The organism is Candidatus Nitrosocosmicus sp. T (assembly GCF_054408485.1).
Map to the genome: position 1 here is coordinate 1553506 of NZ_CP166992.1, position 17116 is coordinate 1570621.

A 17116-nucleotide genomic window follows, 5' to 3' on the forward strand; every position below is an offset into this window, starting at 1 on the left:
AAAAAAAAGGTCTTATTGTTGACCTAATGCGTTGTTGCCGTCATTTAAGTTAAGTGAGAAGGCTAAATTATTGCATGATGCTTTTGTATCGTTACCAGAACCACATTCTGATGATTGGAATGTTTCTGTACTTTGACCGATTCCTTGTACTGCTTCATTGCTGGTTCTCTTTTTTCCGTCATGATGTGATTTTTTATCTTTCTTCTTATCATCATCATCGTGGTCATTTCCACCTGCGAATGCCATATTGTTACCAACTGCTGCTACGGAGCCAATTAAGGCTGCTGCAACAAAGATTGACAAGATTGATATTTGAATTTTCTTATTCATGCAAGATATTGTAGCGTATTATATAATTGGATTGTTTAATCAGATTCTGAAATAATCTTACTAAATATGATTCTTCAATACAAAAGTGTTTTAAAATTTTAATGTACGATTTTTGATACTCTATTATGTCGCAAAGTTGTTTTACGCTTTAAAATGTAAAGTTATTATTGTATACTGATCAGAAACTTTGATAAACATTATTTGTAACAGTTTATCAACGTCCATGTAGATATTATAAATATTTTGACTGTACAATTACAAAATTAAAATAAAGTTGGAATTAGTATTTTTCTAGTGGTTTACAACATTCGATGAACATCTCAAATTAAATTTGTACGTGGACTTGTGGGAAGAATAACTATCCAAATGGTATCTGAGACTCAATAATTAACATTAACTGTAAGGTAAAATTATATGTATATCTTTAGAAAATAAAAAAAACAAAAGCGTCAGATACCTGCAACTTTATGGATACTCGAGGTTCAGAACAGGACGATATATCAGAGGGCAAAGGTAAATCCAATAGAAATTTTTTTATATAATATAAATAAGGAATTAAAGTATTTGCTAAAAAATCATGTGATAAGTTTAATTATTATTGTTTCGATGGTTGCCATAGCTAATCTTGTCTACTTTTACTTGCAACAAGTAAATGAAAAGGCATCCTTGGATAGCTTACTTAATCAGCACATTGCCCTCCAAAATCAATCTGGAAAATCCATTGCTAATAGTATTGGTACAGACTTGGGTACAATGATGAATATGATTGAAAATGTTGCCCACCTCGAATCTGAAAAATATGTTATATCATCTGCTCCTCAATATAATAACATAAGCAATAGTACTTTAAACCACATGCTAGATTTTCTTAACCGCGAAATAAACCACACCTACGACATCGTTAAACAAAAAGCAGACAGACTATATATTGTAAACAACTCTGGAATAGTAACAAATAGTTTTACCCTCCCGGGTGAAGACAAATTTTTGGGGCTAGATCTATCTTTTAGAGATTATGTGAATCAAACTAAGGAGAGTATGAAACCAGTTTATTCAGAATTGTTTACGGGAGCAGACAGTAAAAACAGAATAACCTTAACTTATCCTATCCTGAAAACTTTCGGACTAGATGGAGCTAATCATAGTGGTTTTGACAGTGAGGAGACAAACAAATCAAGCAATTATCTTGGATTAGTAGCAGTATCAATGCCTGTTTCTGAAATGTTTGACAGATACGGAAATATATTTAATATTGAGACCCAATTTCTTGTCGGATATGATAAAAATGGGACTATTATGATAAGTCCACGCAGTGAATTTATTGGTAAAAATTTCATGAGTCCCGAAATACAAGAAGTTATTGACAAAGGTGGCGTTTTTAATAGGATCATAAATAGCTTGTTAAATGGTAACGAGGATCAGGGCCTTTACACTACTGAGTCAGGCGAACGATATAATACAGCATTTCCAATATTTGTTGATGGAAACATGGCTTATGGGTTGGCTGTTGTTACCCCCACTAATTCGATATATCAAAGTATGAATGAAATCCTCCATAATGAGAGGATTCAAAGTGCAGTATTGTTTTTCACAATGTCTGCAGGAGTTATAATAGTATTTATTTTATTAAGAAGTTGGAACAAAGATTTAGGCAATGAAGTAAAAAAAAGGACAATAGAGCTAGATGAGGCAAATCATAGACTAGGGATTGTTAATGAAAAATTAGTAGCGTCTGAAAAAGCCAAGGAAGAATTCATATCAATGGTCAGTCACGAGCTAAGAACCCCGTTAATGCCAATTAAAGCTTATGCAGGTATGTTACTAAAACCAAAATATATGGGTGAAATAAACCGAAAACAGAAAAAAGCATTAGACTCAATTTTAAGAAACGTAACAACAATGGAAAGACTAGTTGGAGACGTGCTGGATGTATACAGACTAGAGATGAATAGGCTAAGACTTTCTTTACAGGAAATTACTGTCAAAACGCTTCTTGATAATGCAATTTCTGAATTTGAACAAATAATTAAAACTCAAGACAGTGAAAAAAAAATTCAACTAAACGCTGAATTGAAAGTGAGTGAGGATTTAAAAATTCAATGCGATCCACAAAGGATTAATCAAGTATTGGGAAATTTAATTAAAAATTCGATTGACTTTGTACCTGCTGATAACGGCAAGATTAATGTAAGTGTGGAATATTACAATGATTCACAGGATACTGATCAAAAGACTGCAAATAAGAGCAATAAAATTCTTATTACTGTTGAGGATAACGGTCCAGGCATCCCACCTGACAAAATAGATAGTATGTTTAGGAAATTTTATCAAATAGATACTTCTTTAACACGAAAACATGGAGGAACTGGATTGGGTCTAGTTATTTGCAAAGGTATTATTGAATCGCATGAAGGTACCATCTGGATAGACAGAAATTATAAAGAGGGTGCATCCTTTAGATTTACACTTCCTATTTAGTTTTTAACTGATTTTTATACACCTTTTTGCTCTGAAGCGTTGGATCAAAATACTCATTTTTTATTCAGCTTTTAGGCATTGAACGAACCATCAATTTATCCAAATAACCAGAATAAACTTAATATAATAAGCTGTACTCGTCATGGTTATTGAAGGTCCTTGTAATAGATGATAACCAGGAAAATATTGATGTAGTTACTTTTTTTTTAGAGCTAAATGGTATTACCTGTATTTCAGAAAACAGCGGAAAAAAAGGACTGGAGACTTTAAGGAAAGAAAATTTTGATTTGGTGTTGCTTGATTTGGCAATACCGGATTTTAGTGGTATTCAAATTTTTGATATATTAAAGGAGGAGGGAACAGTATCAGAAAAAAATATTGTCATTTTTACTGCTTCGTTAGTAGATCAAAAAGAGATAGATAGATTATTAGGAGCAGGAGCTAAGGGAATTATTCATAAACCTTTAGCTGTTGAAGATCTGGAAGAATTAATTAGGATACACTTGAGAAAAAACTGAAAAGGTTCTTTTCAAAAAGATTAACGGATAAGAGTATTCGAGGTTAGCTAACTATATATTATTGCTTTTATAGAACTAGTTTAACATATAATTTTAGTTTTTTTTTATACGAAAGATTAAATTTCAAACCAAGTAATTCTTTAACAGAAACAATATGATAATTCTGACAAATTTTCGTCGTAAGTATAAACGTTAAGAAAAAAAATGAAATAGTAAAAAAGAAAGAGATTACTCTTGAGCTAATGCGTTGTTGCCGTCATTCAAGTTAAGTGAGAAGGCTAAGTTATTACATGATGCTTTTGTATCGTTACCAGAACCACATTCTGATGATTGGAGTGTTTCTGTACTTTGACCGATTCCTTGTACTGCTTCATTTGATTTCTTTTTCTTTTTATCGCCATGGTGGTTGTCTCCGCCTGCGAATGCCATGTTCTCACCAATGGTTAGTACTGAACCTACCAATGCCGCTGCAACAAAGATTGACAAGATTGATATTTGAATTTTCTTATTCATGCAAGATATTGTAGCGTATTATATAATTGGATTGTTTAATCAGATTCTGAAATAATCTTACTAAATATGATTCTTCAATACAAAAGTGTTTTAAAATTTTATTCTAACATAATATTCCACCTTTTCTGTTCACAAAACTAGTTTCTTAATGATTTATGGTTTTGGCCATTATACAAAAATTCAGATTATACTTGTTACTAGATTAAATATAAATTATATACATACCCTATATGCAGTAGCACCGTTAGCATACGAAATCTACCTTTCCATTATCCTTAAGAATGAAATAGACGCAGGTAGAAATGAAATTAGGATAAATACAACTGTTTGAAGACTAAACTTGTTAATCCTTTTTTTATTATGATTGATTCTGAGAAGTATAATTTGGATTATTTATTGATATAATGATTTCAAAAATATGTCAAGTTCACAACGAACCTTTAAAAAGTAAAATTTGTGATATAATAGTCTAGGTTAGCAAAATGATTATTAAAAAAAAAGATGAATTGAGTTGAATTCTAGTATTCCCATTAGTTACAAGATTTTACTCTAGTTATTTACTCTAAGTGATCCCGTACCGTTTGGATATAATTTTACATTAGTTGATGCGTCTGAAAATATAACACCACCAATTTCGATATTTTCTACTAAATTGGGGCTATTGATTATAGTTTGAGACCCATCGACGTTCTGAGTTGTATTTACCGGATTTGAAAATACCTTCAAGTATACAGGAAGTGCACTAGTTGTCGAATTGTCTAATTTGACTGTAGCTCTCATAGAGATTAGAATATCGGTTATGGTGATTTCATCGCTAGTATCATTTAAATACTCATATGTCAAAGGGACGTCATTTATCAGAACCAATGGTTTGCCTGTGATCTGATAATCGGTGTCAAGTCCTACGGGTTTGGAAGAAAAATTGGCTACTAGGGTTATATTCTCTGTCCCAGTCAACTGGGTGTCGTTTAGAATTGTACCTCCAGTTTCGTTTGCATTTGTCAAGTTATCCATATTAGCAAATTGCTCACTTAGCGAGGTTGTATTAATTAAACCTAAAGTGGAATTAGGCAGTTCGAGGTTAACGGTTGACGCATTAGAAAGTACTGAGGAGGGTAAAAGAGAAGAGTTTGTGGTGTCTGTGGAGTTTGTGGCGTTGACAACAGACAAAGTAGTGGAGTCGTTTTCGCTAGTAGATGCCACTACAGTTGAAAATTGTAGACTATACGATGTTAGCATTAATAATATAGTTAATGATATGAAGCAAATTATGCAGTATTTTATTCCCGTTGAAATAGATAAAAAGTGCATTAAGAAAATACATAGTCTAATGCATAATTAAGTTTTTAGAGAATAGGTAAGAATATTTGATATCAGACCCATATTTATTTAAGCATAACTGTCCTGAATTGTCATTTATCGGTTGAACTCAGGTATAGGTTGATTAGCAATAACAAATTGCCAAAATTGTCTCATCTGTGGTTGGACTGTTTACTCACTAATGCTATTCAAACTTTATAAAAAAAATTTGTATGAGAGAAATAATGAAAAAAAATAAAATTTCTTAAATATTAGGTTGAAATCAACGACTTTGAAACTTCTATTAAGGCATTTGGATTCGAAGGATTTGGTGCTAAAGTATAATTCTCAAATTATAGCATTTAAGGCATTTAATATTCTAGATTTTTAAAACTACTTGAAAAGGAGGAGAAGGAGGAGAAGGAAGAGGATTACAATACTATATCTATTGAAGAAGAAATTTGGTAAATAAAGAAATTATTAGCAGATTTATCTAGAATTGCAAAAGACAAAGGCCTGAAATTGAAAACAAAGTTTTATGATACAAGTTTAAGCCCGGATTTGGGCAGAACTGTATATACCAAAAGAGAGGGAGTAAACCATATTGTGAGTGATGCGACAGCTAGATTACTTAAAAACATCTTTATTGGTAACATAGTTACATCTATTGCTAAGATGTCAATGTGTTCTGTCACCGCAATAAAATAAATATCCAAACCCATTGTGATAGTACTTTAAGAATATAGGATTATTATGCCTTTTAGATTTGGATAAGTAACCTAGGTTTACAAATTCAAATTAGTTTATGACTAGACTAGCTCTATTTCCATGTTAGTTACCTTCTTGCAGTGCAGCTGCTCAAATTATTTTGTGGGATAAGATGGTGACTAATACTGACTATGTGTATAATATTTTAGCTTGAACTATAGATGCATCATAATTATGATGATGATGACTAACAGATGCTTAGGAAGTAAATTGAATAAAGAGAAAATCAAAAAAACAATTTTAATAAGGTAAAATAGTCTATGTCTAATGCTACAAATACAATTCGGTAGTAACCTCATCAGCTTAGGTTTGGTAATAGTTGACATGCAGAACGGATTTGTTAGTAAGGGCGGGTCCTATGATAAACTTGGTATGAATATCGAAAATTACCAACAAGTTATCCCAAACATTAAAAGACTGATTAGTTTTTGTAGAAATGAAAAAATTCCAATATTTTATACCGAGGCAATTAGGGAACCAAGTGGTATCGATTTATTACTTCACATTCACAATATCCTACCCAGAGCACGGGAAGAAAGACTTCAAAATAAAAAGGTACCGATCTGTATGAGGGATACTTGGGATGCACATATAATTGATGAAATAAAACCTACTCCAGAAGATCATATTATCCTCAAGCGACGAGATTCAGCATTTCAAGATACAGAATTAAGAGTTTGGTTGCAAAGCATACATGTAAATACTTTGATTTTCTGTGGAATAGACACCTCAATTTGTGTTGAGACATCCTTAAGAGACGCTTTCAATTTAGGCTATGACGTTATCCTAGTGTCCGATGCGACAGCTTCTGGGTCGCAAAAACACTATGAAACCACTATAGAGAGAGTTAGGGACTACTATGGAGTGGTGATTAAAATCGATGATTTAAAAAAAATGATTAAGACACTTGAAGATCTAAATAAGGATGAGATGCAATCAAATGATGAGGAGAATGAAAGCATTAGCCAGTTCCTTGAAAAGCATAATCTGATAAATGTAAGAAAAGAAAAGAAATAGGCTATTAAACCTAATTTCAAATTTTATAAAGACTTAAAAATGATAACAAGAAATAAAATTATAGAAAACCAAAAATGCGTTTGAAGAACAAGTTAAGAAGATACCAACAACGACTATCAGCAAGACAATAGACTATCTCGGCTCTATCAGGTTCTCAAGTATATCGCTTTGGATTCAAGAGTCAATCAAACGATACTAATAAAAAGATTTAAAATCTTCTGTCCAATTAAAGCCTCAGAATAACTTATTCAATAGTATTTCAGAATTTTATACTAGCATAATCATAAAAAAAATTTAATACATAATTTCCCTTTGATATAGTAATGAAGCTATTTTTCGATGGAATGGCTCTAAAGCAATCTCCTTCAATTAGAAACACAAACAAAAGTAAAAGAATTAATTTGTTATGCACCTGTACTCTTCTAATCCTAATCGGGTCACTTGTCATTTTCTGGGGTTTAAAAGATGTAAATGCCCAAAGTAGTCAAGGCGGCCAGTTTAAGGTAATAGTGCAAGTCCAAAATACTGGCAGTTTAGACGAGCACGGGGCACTTCATGTTGCTATTGACGGTTCCCGTAATCCCCAAACTCAGGGTAGTTTGATATTTCCTGCACTACAAACAACCACTTATACATTTGAATTCAATTCCGCTGAAGCTCCGGTCGGAAAAGGCTTTAATGCAGAAGTGATTTATGGTGATGACGAAATAAAAAGAGTATTTGGAGTTAACAGCGCAGCCAATACGCCAGAAACTGTGACATTAACAATTCCATAAAAAAAATCAATTTATTTGTTAAATGTATCTCTATAGTCAAATGGGTATGAATCATTGTTACTGATAAAGTCCTTGGCTTTATCTTAATAACCCATCTTATGCCTGCGGCAAAGAAATCACATTTTTTCCCTCTCATGTCTTTGATAGCCAGCCTGCGAGCAAATCAGTAGTCTAAGCCTTTTGCTATTCTTTCATGAGCGAATACTCTAATTGTCTCGTTTTCAAAGATTCAAAAGAGAAATAAAAAGAATCATTAAAATTGAATAAAATCATTATTCGGTTCTAATGTTTTATATGGTTTTTAAACTTCCAAGCATAGTAAAGTTTAAAATGATTTGCCATATCATCTTAACTAACTTCTGAAGAAATAATGGATACAGATCCTCTCAATCGCCCGGTATTAACTTATGCTCATCACAACTTCATATTAGTAGATGAGGAAATTGATGCAGCAAACGCTGTAAAAGTCATGCATGACAAAAAAGCCGAAACTATAATTGTAAACAACAAAAAATCAGAATATGTAGGGATTATAACAGATAGTGATATCTTAGACAAGATTGTTATGAGAGGTGAGGATTCCGACGAAGTATCCGTAAAAACAATAATGTCATCTCCCATTATTACTATCTCAGCAAAAGCAAATGTAAGACAGGCCTTGGAACTTATGAGACTCAATCTGATCAAAAGAATTCCTGTAACCGATAATGTCCACATCTTGGGAATTGTAACCCAAGAAGGTTTGGCTAATGCTATCAGAACTTCAGTGTTAGAGAGGCAATTTAGAAGTTATAGAGTAGTGATCAGGGAAAGATACAAGCCAATATGGGGAAACCTAGGTTTTATTCTTCAATTTTCAGGCTTGCTTTTCATTGCCCCAGCCATCTTGGCCACCGCGTTGGGTGAAGTTGTATCTGCAACGGGAATTTTTCTTGGGATTACAAGTATGTCAGTAACCGGATTCGTCTTGAATGCCTATGGAGAAAAGACTCCCATGAATCTCAGACAGGCTTCTATTCTCATGGTCTTTAGTTTTGTCTTACTGAGTTTTTTTGGAAGCATACCATACATGTATGTAAATCCGTTTGGCGAAGGAATAGATCCGTTAACCTTGATAGTGAACAGTTTCTTTGAGAGCGCATCAGGTTTTACAACAACTGGATTATCGATGTTAGTTTATCCTGAAGATCTCCCAAAGAGTTTTGATTTTTATAGATCGTTTACTCAGTGGATAGGTGGGTTAAGTTTCGTATATTTAGTCATCACGTTCTTCTATCCAGAACGAAAGTTGGCGCATATGAAAGGAATGTTAGGAGGGGGGACACTAAAGTTAAAACAATTGATTCTTACTATAGCCGTAATTTTTAGTATATACACTTTAGCATTATCTATTTTATTATATATTTCAGGAAACTATGATATCATTTATACTATTTCCTTAATATTTAGTTCTGTTACTGGCGGCGGCTTCGTTCCTTCATCTACAACTTTGGCGTCTGAAAACTTTCTAGAACTGTTTGTAATAATGGCTGGAATGATAATCTCTGCACTACCTTTTGCTTTTCATTATGCTGTATTTAGTAAAGAAATGCACACTACAAAAATGCGTCCCGAAGTTATTTTGTATTTTGGAATCATACTAGCTGCAATTCCCATTTTTACTTACCTTGTTTATTTATCTGATCCCACTGCGAACGTGATGGTAGGGATATTTCATACTGTGAGTGCTGCAACAACTACGGGCTTTCAATTTATAGACATTACGCTTTTATCGGATGACGGTAAAATTTTGTTAATAGTTTTGATGCTAATTGGAGGAACAGCGTTCTCGACTGCAGGTGGAATTAAGGTTGGAAGAATATTACAAATAGTTCAAAAGATGACTAAAAGGAAATTTTCGGCAGATGTTACAACCAGATCTATTTCTTCAGTGTCTTCAAGATACGATCACCAATATCATGGTTGGGAAAAAAAGTCTGATATACATAAGGAAGAAAAGACATTTAATGAAGCTATCATTGTTATTTTCCTATTTATCTTTATGTCTTTTTTTACTGGTTCACTTTTATCAATCCTTACAGAAAAGAACTTTTTAGATTCGCTGTTTGAATCGGTTTCAGCATTAACTACGTCAGGTCTATCCGCGGGAATAACAAACATCAACGCAGATCTAATTTCAAAAACATTGCTTATTATAAATATGATTGTAGGTAGGTTTGAAATAATTGCGGTAGTTTATTTATTTTTAGAGATTTCAAAAATAAAAAAGAAACATTAACTTGTCAGCTTTTTATTTAGATTATACTAGTACAAGCAACCTTTATTCCAGTGTAATCGATCGCTCATGCTATAACATCCGACATTTTTTGAGAATGCCGAAACTCTAAGATGCGTCGTAGAAAAGTTCGATTTGAAATATTTCTCCGGTGGATCATTATTAGAAAATATACTATTATTGCTTTTAGTAGCATAATTAATTCAAGGCATAAATATAAAAATTGGTGACCACTCGGATTTACCAACCATAAAACAAATCCCTATATACAAATTGCAAAAAAGAGGAATTAATACAATCAATGAATCCAACCCTTCTCTGATCAAGATTCCTTATGCTCGTGTAATCCTCTAACCTAAAATTTTTGAAAAGACCATGCAAGATTACATAAAACGTCGCACTAGGGATGTACAAGAATAGTCCTGCCTATGCTAATAAAATAGAATAATTTTCTATTGTAATAATATAGTATATACTTTTATATTTTAAAATCCATAATAACACAATGAATACAATTAATTCATTGAATTTTCTGTTTTTGGCAGGAATATTAACAGCCACGATTGGACTTTTGCCACTAATGAATTCAAACGCCGCTCAGGCCCAGACAAATGCAACGTCTGGTATAAACACGACCAATATGACCGGTGGAGACAACATGATGATGATGAAAGATAACTATGATAAATCAATGATGGGAAAAGAACATAAAAAATATGAAAAAATTAACGGCACATTAAACATGATGGAAACTATGTACGAAGCTATTGGAGATAAATTTAATGTGACACTGACAGATGCTATTTCTACTGCAGAACAATCAGTAGGTAATGGATCCTTTGCAATGTCCGCAAATGGTGCAGAGAAAGACGGATTCCTTGTCTTTGAGATACTTCTTGGCTCACCTGACATGGAATTTTCCAAAGTATTGGTTGACCCAGGAAATGGTCAAGTATTGCAAACAAAGCCGGTTCCAATGATGGAATGGATGATGATGATGCATTCTCAAGGTCATGGAGATATGGGAATGAAAGGAATGCATAGTGGTAGTAGTACTGGCGGTAGTGGTCAAGGATATGGCGACTATGGTATGGGAATGAAAGGAATGCATAGTGGTAGTGGTACTGGCGGTAGTGGTCAAGGATATGGCGACTATGGTATGGGAATGAAAGGAATGCATAGTGGTAGTAGTACTGGCGGTAGTGGTCAAGGTTCAGGTTGGTAGTACGATAAATCCCCTGATTTTTTACAATTGACTTTTTTTTATTAAAATTTTTGTTTATGCTTTTTATTTTGCGACACGACGTTTGGTTTTAGATTTTTTATAAAATTCCTATCTTAGATGTTTGCCTGCACTTTTTGTTCAAAACCTCGCAGATAATTGTCAAGTTTTTCTCGCAGATAATTGTCAAGTTTTTCTCTCAAACCATAGGCATTATATTATTAGAATGATATGACATAGATAAAAGATATTAATGTCTAATCCAGACAACAATGGACCAAACAAAAATAATATAATACTTTCGGAATCTGAAATTGAAAAAATTTCAAAGTTATATCAAATTGCTTTGGATTTAACCTCATTAGATGATCTAACCAAATTAGGTGATACTGGTGAAGGAACATCTAAATCAGACTTTATCAACAAAAGACGCCAAGCATGGCATGATGTTCAGAACTACCTAGAGGAATTAGGAAAAAAATATAATTATGATCCGGAAAAATATGTGATAAATAAAATTACTAGGAAATTAGAACCTTATAAACCCAATTCTTAAGTTTTTTATTTATTCTTCGATATATATAAACATTCTCCTATCATAAAAATCCAAATTAAAGGCTACTTTTGAATCCACCTTGACCGAAGGACAAGAGGAAAGTAAAGAGAATAAGATATAAAAAGAGAGATGGTAGACGTGGTGGAGGAAAAGAGAGATTTTATTTTCGACATCTACTCTTTTTTTATAAGAATTTTTATCCTGTATCTTAATCTTAATTTCGAGAAAAATTATTAATGATTTCAATAAAGCATCTTGTACCTTTTTTTAATAGATCAAGGTTAGTAAATTCATTTGGTGAATGCATTTTATTTGGCAAAATTGTACTACCAACGCATATGGAATCTACATCTAAGATGTCTTTAAAAACATACATAGGACCAGTACCTGAAGAGGAAACATTCAAAACTATACCATTAAATATCTTTGACGCAGAATCTACAATTATTTTTACATACCTGTTATTCAAGGGTGTTCTAAAAGATGGCTCACCACTTAGGTAGTTTATAGTTACTTCGTTCTCTGAATAGCCTTTTGATCTCAAATACTTTACTAACTTATCGAACTGCTTGTAGGGGTCCATATTTGGCACTAGCCTAAAATCTATCTTGACGGTTGCGGTTGATGGAAGTATTGTTTTTACTCCTTTATTGGTATATCCTGCAACCAGCCCGGAAATATTACATGAAGGTTCGGTTGCTAAGGCTTTCTTTATCTCGTAAGCTGATTGTCTGTTAATGAAGCTTGATATACCATATTCCTTTTTGAACGCTTCCTCGTTAAAAGGTTCATCCGCTATTAATTGCAATTCTTTTTCACTTAGAGGCATAACTTCGTCATACCATCCTTTAATTAGGATTTTCCCGTCATTGGTGTTATACAACAAAGACAATAGGTATACTAATCTCCAAGCAGGACTGGCTATTGCTACTGCCAAACTTGAATGAACATCTCTGTTAGGTCCATGTACCGTAATTTCTACATTTAGAATTCCCTTTTGACCTAATGAAATTATTGCTCTATTATCGTTATCAACATACCCGCTTTCCCATATTACCAAATCAGACTTGAATTTTTCCTTGTACTTTTGCACATATTTTATCAAGTTGGGGCTTCCAATTTCCTCCTCTCCTTCTACTATAAATTTTATATTACAAGGAACATCCCCTGTCTCACGCAAAAAATATTCTACGGCCTTTATTCTGGTGATGAGTTCACCTTTATCATCGGATGACCCTCGACCATATATTAGATTGCCAATTACTTTCCCACTAAAAGGATCTTCATTCCACCTTTCGACTGGATCCACTGGCTGTACATCATAATGATTGTAAAACAATAAAGTTTTTCCGTTGGGATTGGATTTAGACCTAACCTCACCAAAAACAACTGGAGCGATAGGGCCGATAGTTCTGTTTTCAACTTGTTCTTCTAGGTCTAAGAATAAAAGTTCTGAATAGATTCCAGCATTTTTCATTAAATTTGACAAGAGGATTGCACATTCCTCCAAACCCTGATTAGTTGCAGAAATGCTTGGTTGTCTTATTAAAACTTGTAAATCGGATATTAGATCGTTCATTTGATCTTCAGTCAAAGAAGCCGGAAGTAACATATTATCCAATTAATTCACCTGCCCCCCCAATAAAACACAATAATAAAGAAATCTTCCTTGATACCATATCCAGTCGACTAATTTATCACACAACATTATCTATTAAAATTTTGTTAAATCAATTAGATTAAAATTTAACTAAAATAAAATATAGAAAATACAGCTATAACAAATGTTATTAAAAAGTTCTATAGGAGTGGAGAATTACTCTTTGTTTTGTCCCAGACATGTTGGATTATTTCTGAAACTGTTTGATAAACATTTCCATTGTATTTAGACTCCCATAATCTGGAAACGTATTCACCAGGAGAAGTCTTATTTTCTAGTCGATTTTCAAGTATTCCAATAAATTCTGGTCCCAGTCCCAAATCTTTTAATCCTTTTTTTGCTACATGTAATTGGGTTTTGGCAGTTTCTGAAACATTGAAATGGGTTTTAGAATTGTACCCTGTACGGATCACTGCTAACCTTTCTTCTCGTATAGAGGATAGTGGTCGTAATGGCTTTCCCTCCAATATTGAACGATACAGGAATCCAATAAAAAACTCAATCATTGCCACAATTTCTTTAGGGGTCGGCTGAACTGACATTATCCTAGTTTCAACTCTATAATAAGGAGAATTCAACCGTATCCTAAGATCATCATGTCTATCTTTTTCTAGACCAAAATAATCATTTGTAGCATCAGGACCTGGTCGTGAGGCGATATAATCTATATAATCTTCAATTCTATCAAGGTATTTTGGTATGGCTGGAAATCCAGAATTTTGCTGTTCTGAATAATCATACAAATAAATGCGTGGCTCATAAAGTGAAAATAGTCTTCCTGCAAATAACCTACTATTTGAGCCTAGTAATATTGCTGAAGGCAATAAATTTAAAATATAATTGAACATGTGGGTAGTATAGATAGGATTCAACCCTTGTAAGTGAAGATGAAATCCCTGTATTGCTGTAGCAATGTTGCGGGCCCTAAATTCTTGGCCATCAATTTCTATATTTGGAATATTCTTTTGCCATTCATAGATGTTCAAATAGCGCTCTTTTCTTGTTATCAACTTTTTTTTAAATATGTCTGGAGATGGGTTTCCTCCAAGAAATACTGGGATTACATTCTTATTTTTATAGACTTTGTTAATTGCGGTACTAAGGTAGTCTATGAATTCTTCAAAAAAAACATTTATGATTGACAAACGATGCATTGAAATTGGAGCGGTTTTAACTTCGAACTGACACTTTCCATATTCAGCATCAACATCATACTTTGAGTTTAATTCCTTAATCAGTGGGGATGCATTTACGGGCAGTGATTTGTCATCAAGCAAACAAATTTCAATTTCAACACCAACTCTATAGATTTCATCCAGACGGCGAAGGTCATCTTGAATTCTCTTTTTTAACCCAAGAGTTTGGTCTGCCAAGATATTGTTCAATTGTGTTAAACCTATTAGCGATTTATGCTATAAATTTCTTTATATAATTATTAATATAAATTCTAATATAAAATTTAGATAATATATATTAAATATAGTTTATATAGATCTCAACGATGAACGAAAGCAAACAATTCATTCTATCACCTACTCCATCCTAGTTAAGGTAATGTAACTAATTAGTGATACTCTAAATGTGGTTCTTTTATCTAGTTACATAAATCGTAATCTCACCTTTTAGGAGAAACTATTAGGCTACTTATGATCTATCATATGTTATCATCTATATCTATTAGTAACGGCTTTGTCTTAAGGTTACTTACTGTTACCTGTTTGTGACATTTATAACACAAAGTCCTCAAATTATTTTCATTATGGAAAAATTCCAGTACAGTCCTGATTTTATTTTCTAATGTATCAAAATTATAACCCAAAAAAGTATAGTAAGATTTGGGTATAATGTGGTCGCATTCAAGCCAATTCTCAATTTTTTTGTTAAGTCTCTTCTTTTTGTTTAGTTTTAATCCACAGATCTGGCAGGTGTAATTATCTCTTTTTAAAACGCTATTTCGAATATTACGCCAATAAAAATTCTTATTATACCATTTGGTAAATTCCTTGCTGCACTTTCTTGAACAATATTTCCTAAACGGTTTACAAATCAGGTTTTCACAATCGTTATTCCTGCATTTTTGTTTGCCTTCTTCGTCTATTCTATCAAATTCATTTATGTATACAACTAAATTTAGGCATTTTTTGGATTTATCTTCCTTTTTGATTATGGTTAACTGAACATTTTCTCCTTCTTTATTTAATTTATGATTTAATTGTAACGACTTTAATGATGTCAAATTTGGGCCGCAGGGTTTCTTTAATTCTTTAGACTTTTTATTTCCTCTTTTCTTTCTCTTTTTGACTATCATCTAATTATACCTTCATCAGTAAATATAATTTATTTGCCTTCAAGTCTATCTTCGTATTTTTACTAATAAGCTTATGGCCACAACCAGATGGTTCTATAGGTAGTATTTGGAGTGGTAGTAATAATAATAATCATAATAATAATAGTAGTAGTGATGTTATAATTATAGTATCCGTATTCGCAATATTAGAGTTGATAGAAAATTTATACAATCCCACCTGATTTGTGAGATAAGATAAAGTATTATTTCTGCTATCAGTAGAAGAGAAAAATATAATCGCTATATAAAAAAAGCATCTTTTGATCTTTTAATAATTTGATCGAAGGCGTCCCATTTAATAGTATCACCGTTCTCCGCCAAGAAAGTGCCAGAACCTTTGGCATAGGTTTCTCCCGATCCGGCAACTTCACTATTTCTAGAAAAATTGGATTCAAAACTGGAACCACTATAGTTTGGAACTTTTACATAATCACGCCCATTGTACGTTACTAATGAAGCATTGATAAGTCCTCTTTTCACAAAAAACTGAACTTCTCTGTTTGTCGTTACGTTAGTATTCTCTACTAAAAGAATTTAGTCTAGGAATAGAGTATCATTTGATAAAAGGGATCTGAAACAATCATTTTTTTATATCGTTATTTTGGGTTGTTGTGCCTATTAAATTGATATTTTCAGGACTGTACTGGAATTTTTTATTAGAAATGTCCTTACCAAGGGCTAATGTGCTTGAATGGTAAAATGCTTGAAAGAATGAAAATAGCAAAAACTGAATAGCAAGAAAAAACGATGCAATAAACCCAAAGTAAGAAATTCTCACATGTTTCATAATTCTAGATCATATTCTGGTTTTAACCTCTTTAATAATTTTATATCAGCTATAAACATTTAAAAATACGACAGAAAAATGAATATCTATTAAGTTTGAAGAGCATAGGTCATAGGGATTTTCCAAGCAAATTACTGTTTGCAGTTACTTTTATGATTCTGTGTATAACTTTTTCTACTATGATACTAGGCGTATATCTTTCGTCCATACATCAAGGATATTCATGCAAGACCTGGCCACTTTGTCCTAACGGTTTTAATTTTCCCCCGGAGGAATATTTTTATGAGCACTATCATCGATTTTTGGTACTGATTCTATCGTTGTCACTATTTTCATTTACTGTGTACTCTTTGGCCAAGGTTAGAAACAGGAATTTTAGCCTAAAACTTTCTGTAGCATCTATTCTGCTTAGTTCACAGATAATTCTCGGATGGGCAGTTATTGCAACTAAATTGCATCCTATCATCGTAGCAAGTCACCTTTCAACTGGAATCGCGTTGTTTGGAATATTGGTGGTTACATTAGTCTCCTTGCAGCACCACCACCACCACCACGTCATAAAATCATAAA

Annotated in this window: 15 protein-coding genes; 8 read left to right on the forward strand and 7 right to left on the reverse strand. The window is 32.8% G+C overall.

Going from position 1 to position 17116, the window contains the following annotated elements; translation table 11 throughout:
* Positions 1-12: 12 nt before the first annotated feature.
* Complete coding sequence (locus AB0A59_RS07990; protein WP_458742765.1) at positions 13-330, reverse strand: hypothetical protein; 318 nt, start codon at positions 328-330, stop codon at positions 13-15.
* A 579-nt stretch (positions 331-909) separates the two neighbouring features.
* On the opposite strand from AB0A59_RS07990, the gene AB0A59_RS07995 reads away from it, so the two are divergent.
* A complete protein-coding gene (locus AB0A59_RS07995) occupies positions 910-2808 on the forward strand; it encodes a sensor histidine kinase (RefSeq protein ID WP_458742767.1) in 1899 nt (632 codons plus the stop codon).
* A gap of 149 nt (positions 2809-2957) precedes the next feature.
* Positions 2958-3326, forward strand: coding sequence for a response regulator (locus tag AB0A59_RS08000; RefSeq protein WP_458742769.1), 369 nt, complete (start codon positions 2958-2960; stop codon positions 3324-3326).
* A 228-nt stretch (positions 3327-3554) separates the two neighbouring features.
* On the opposite strand, the gene AB0A59_RS08005 is transcribed toward AB0A59_RS08000, so the two are convergent.
* A complete protein-coding gene (locus AB0A59_RS08005) occupies positions 3555-3839 on the reverse strand; it encodes a hypothetical protein (protein ID WP_458742771.1) in 285 nt (94 codons plus the stop codon).
* A gap of 549 nt (positions 3840-4388) precedes the next feature.
* Positions 4389-5078 carry a hypothetical protein gene (locus AB0A59_RS08010; RefSeq protein ID WP_458742773.1) on the reverse strand — a complete coding sequence of 230 codons (690 nt, stop codon included), beginning with the start codon at positions 5076-5078 and terminating at the stop codon, positions 4389-4391.
* Positions 5079-6173: 1095 nt separating this feature from the next.
* Between AB0A59_RS08010 and AB0A59_RS08015 the strand changes: the two genes are divergently transcribed.
* The 5 genes from AB0A59_RS08015 (at position 6174) to AB0A59_RS08035 (ending at position 11752) form a co-directional block, all read left to right on the forward strand.
* Positions 6174-6923 (forward strand): cysteine hydrolase family protein, encoded by a 750-nt coding sequence (locus AB0A59_RS08015; protein ID WP_458742774.1) that lies wholly within the window; start codon positions 6174-6176, stop codon positions 6921-6923.
* Between the two features lie 323 nt (positions 6924-7246).
* Complete coding sequence (locus AB0A59_RS08020; protein ID WP_458742776.1) at positions 7247-7699, forward strand: hypothetical protein; 453 nt, start codon at positions 7247-7249, stop codon at positions 7697-7699.
* A 370-nt stretch (positions 7700-8069) separates the two neighbouring features.
* Positions 8070-9977, forward strand: a complete 1908-nt coding sequence (locus AB0A59_RS08025) for a potassium transporter TrkG (RefSeq protein WP_458742778.1) — start codon at positions 8070-8072, stop codon at positions 9975-9977.
* A gap of 502 nt (positions 9978-10479) precedes the next feature.
* A complete protein-coding gene (locus AB0A59_RS08030; protein ID WP_458742780.1) occupies positions 10480-11199 on the forward strand; it encodes a hypothetical protein in 720 nt (239 codons plus the stop codon).
* Positions 11200-11449: 250 nt separating this feature from the next.
* Positions 11450-11752, forward strand: a complete 303-nt coding sequence (locus AB0A59_RS08035) for a hypothetical protein (RefSeq protein ID WP_458742782.1) — start codon at positions 11450-11452, stop codon at positions 11750-11752.
* Between the two features lie 214 nt (positions 11753-11966).
* Here AB0A59_RS08035 and AB0A59_RS08040 read toward each other — a convergent pair whose 3' ends face one another.
* The 4 genes from AB0A59_RS08040 to AB0A59_RS08055 all read right to left on the reverse strand — a co-directional run bounded on the left by AB0A59_RS08040 (position 11967) and on the right by AB0A59_RS08055 (position 16239).
* Positions 11967-13364 carry a M20/M25/M40 family metallo-hydrolase gene (locus AB0A59_RS08040; RefSeq protein WP_458747585.1) on the reverse strand — a complete coding sequence of 466 codons (1398 nt, stop codon included), beginning with the start codon at positions 13362-13364 and terminating at the stop codon, positions 11967-11969.
* A 188-nt stretch (positions 13365-13552) separates the two neighbouring features.
* Entirely contained in the window at positions 13553-14797 is a 1245-nt protein-coding gene (locus AB0A59_RS08045; protein WP_458742784.1) for a hypothetical protein, read from the reverse strand.
* A 269-nt stretch (positions 14798-15066) separates the two neighbouring features.
* On the reverse strand, positions 15067-15720 hold the full coding sequence (locus tag AB0A59_RS08050; RefSeq protein ID WP_458742786.1) for an HNH endonuclease: 654 nt from the start codon (positions 15718-15720) through the stop codon (positions 15067-15069).
* A 279-nt stretch (positions 15721-15999) separates the two neighbouring features.
* Positions 16000-16239: a hypothetical protein gene (locus AB0A59_RS08055; protein ID WP_458742788.1), complete on the reverse strand. Its 240-nt coding sequence runs from the start codon at positions 16237-16239 to the stop codon at positions 16000-16002.
* Positions 16240-16641: 402 nt separating this feature from the next.
* Here AB0A59_RS08055 and AB0A59_RS08060 point away from each other — a divergent pair, with 402 nt between their 5' ends.
* A complete protein-coding gene (locus tag AB0A59_RS08060; protein ID WP_458742790.1) occupies positions 16642-17115 on the forward strand; it encodes a COX15/CtaA family protein in 474 nt (157 codons plus the stop codon).
* The last annotated feature ends 1 nt before the right edge of the window (position 17116 follow it).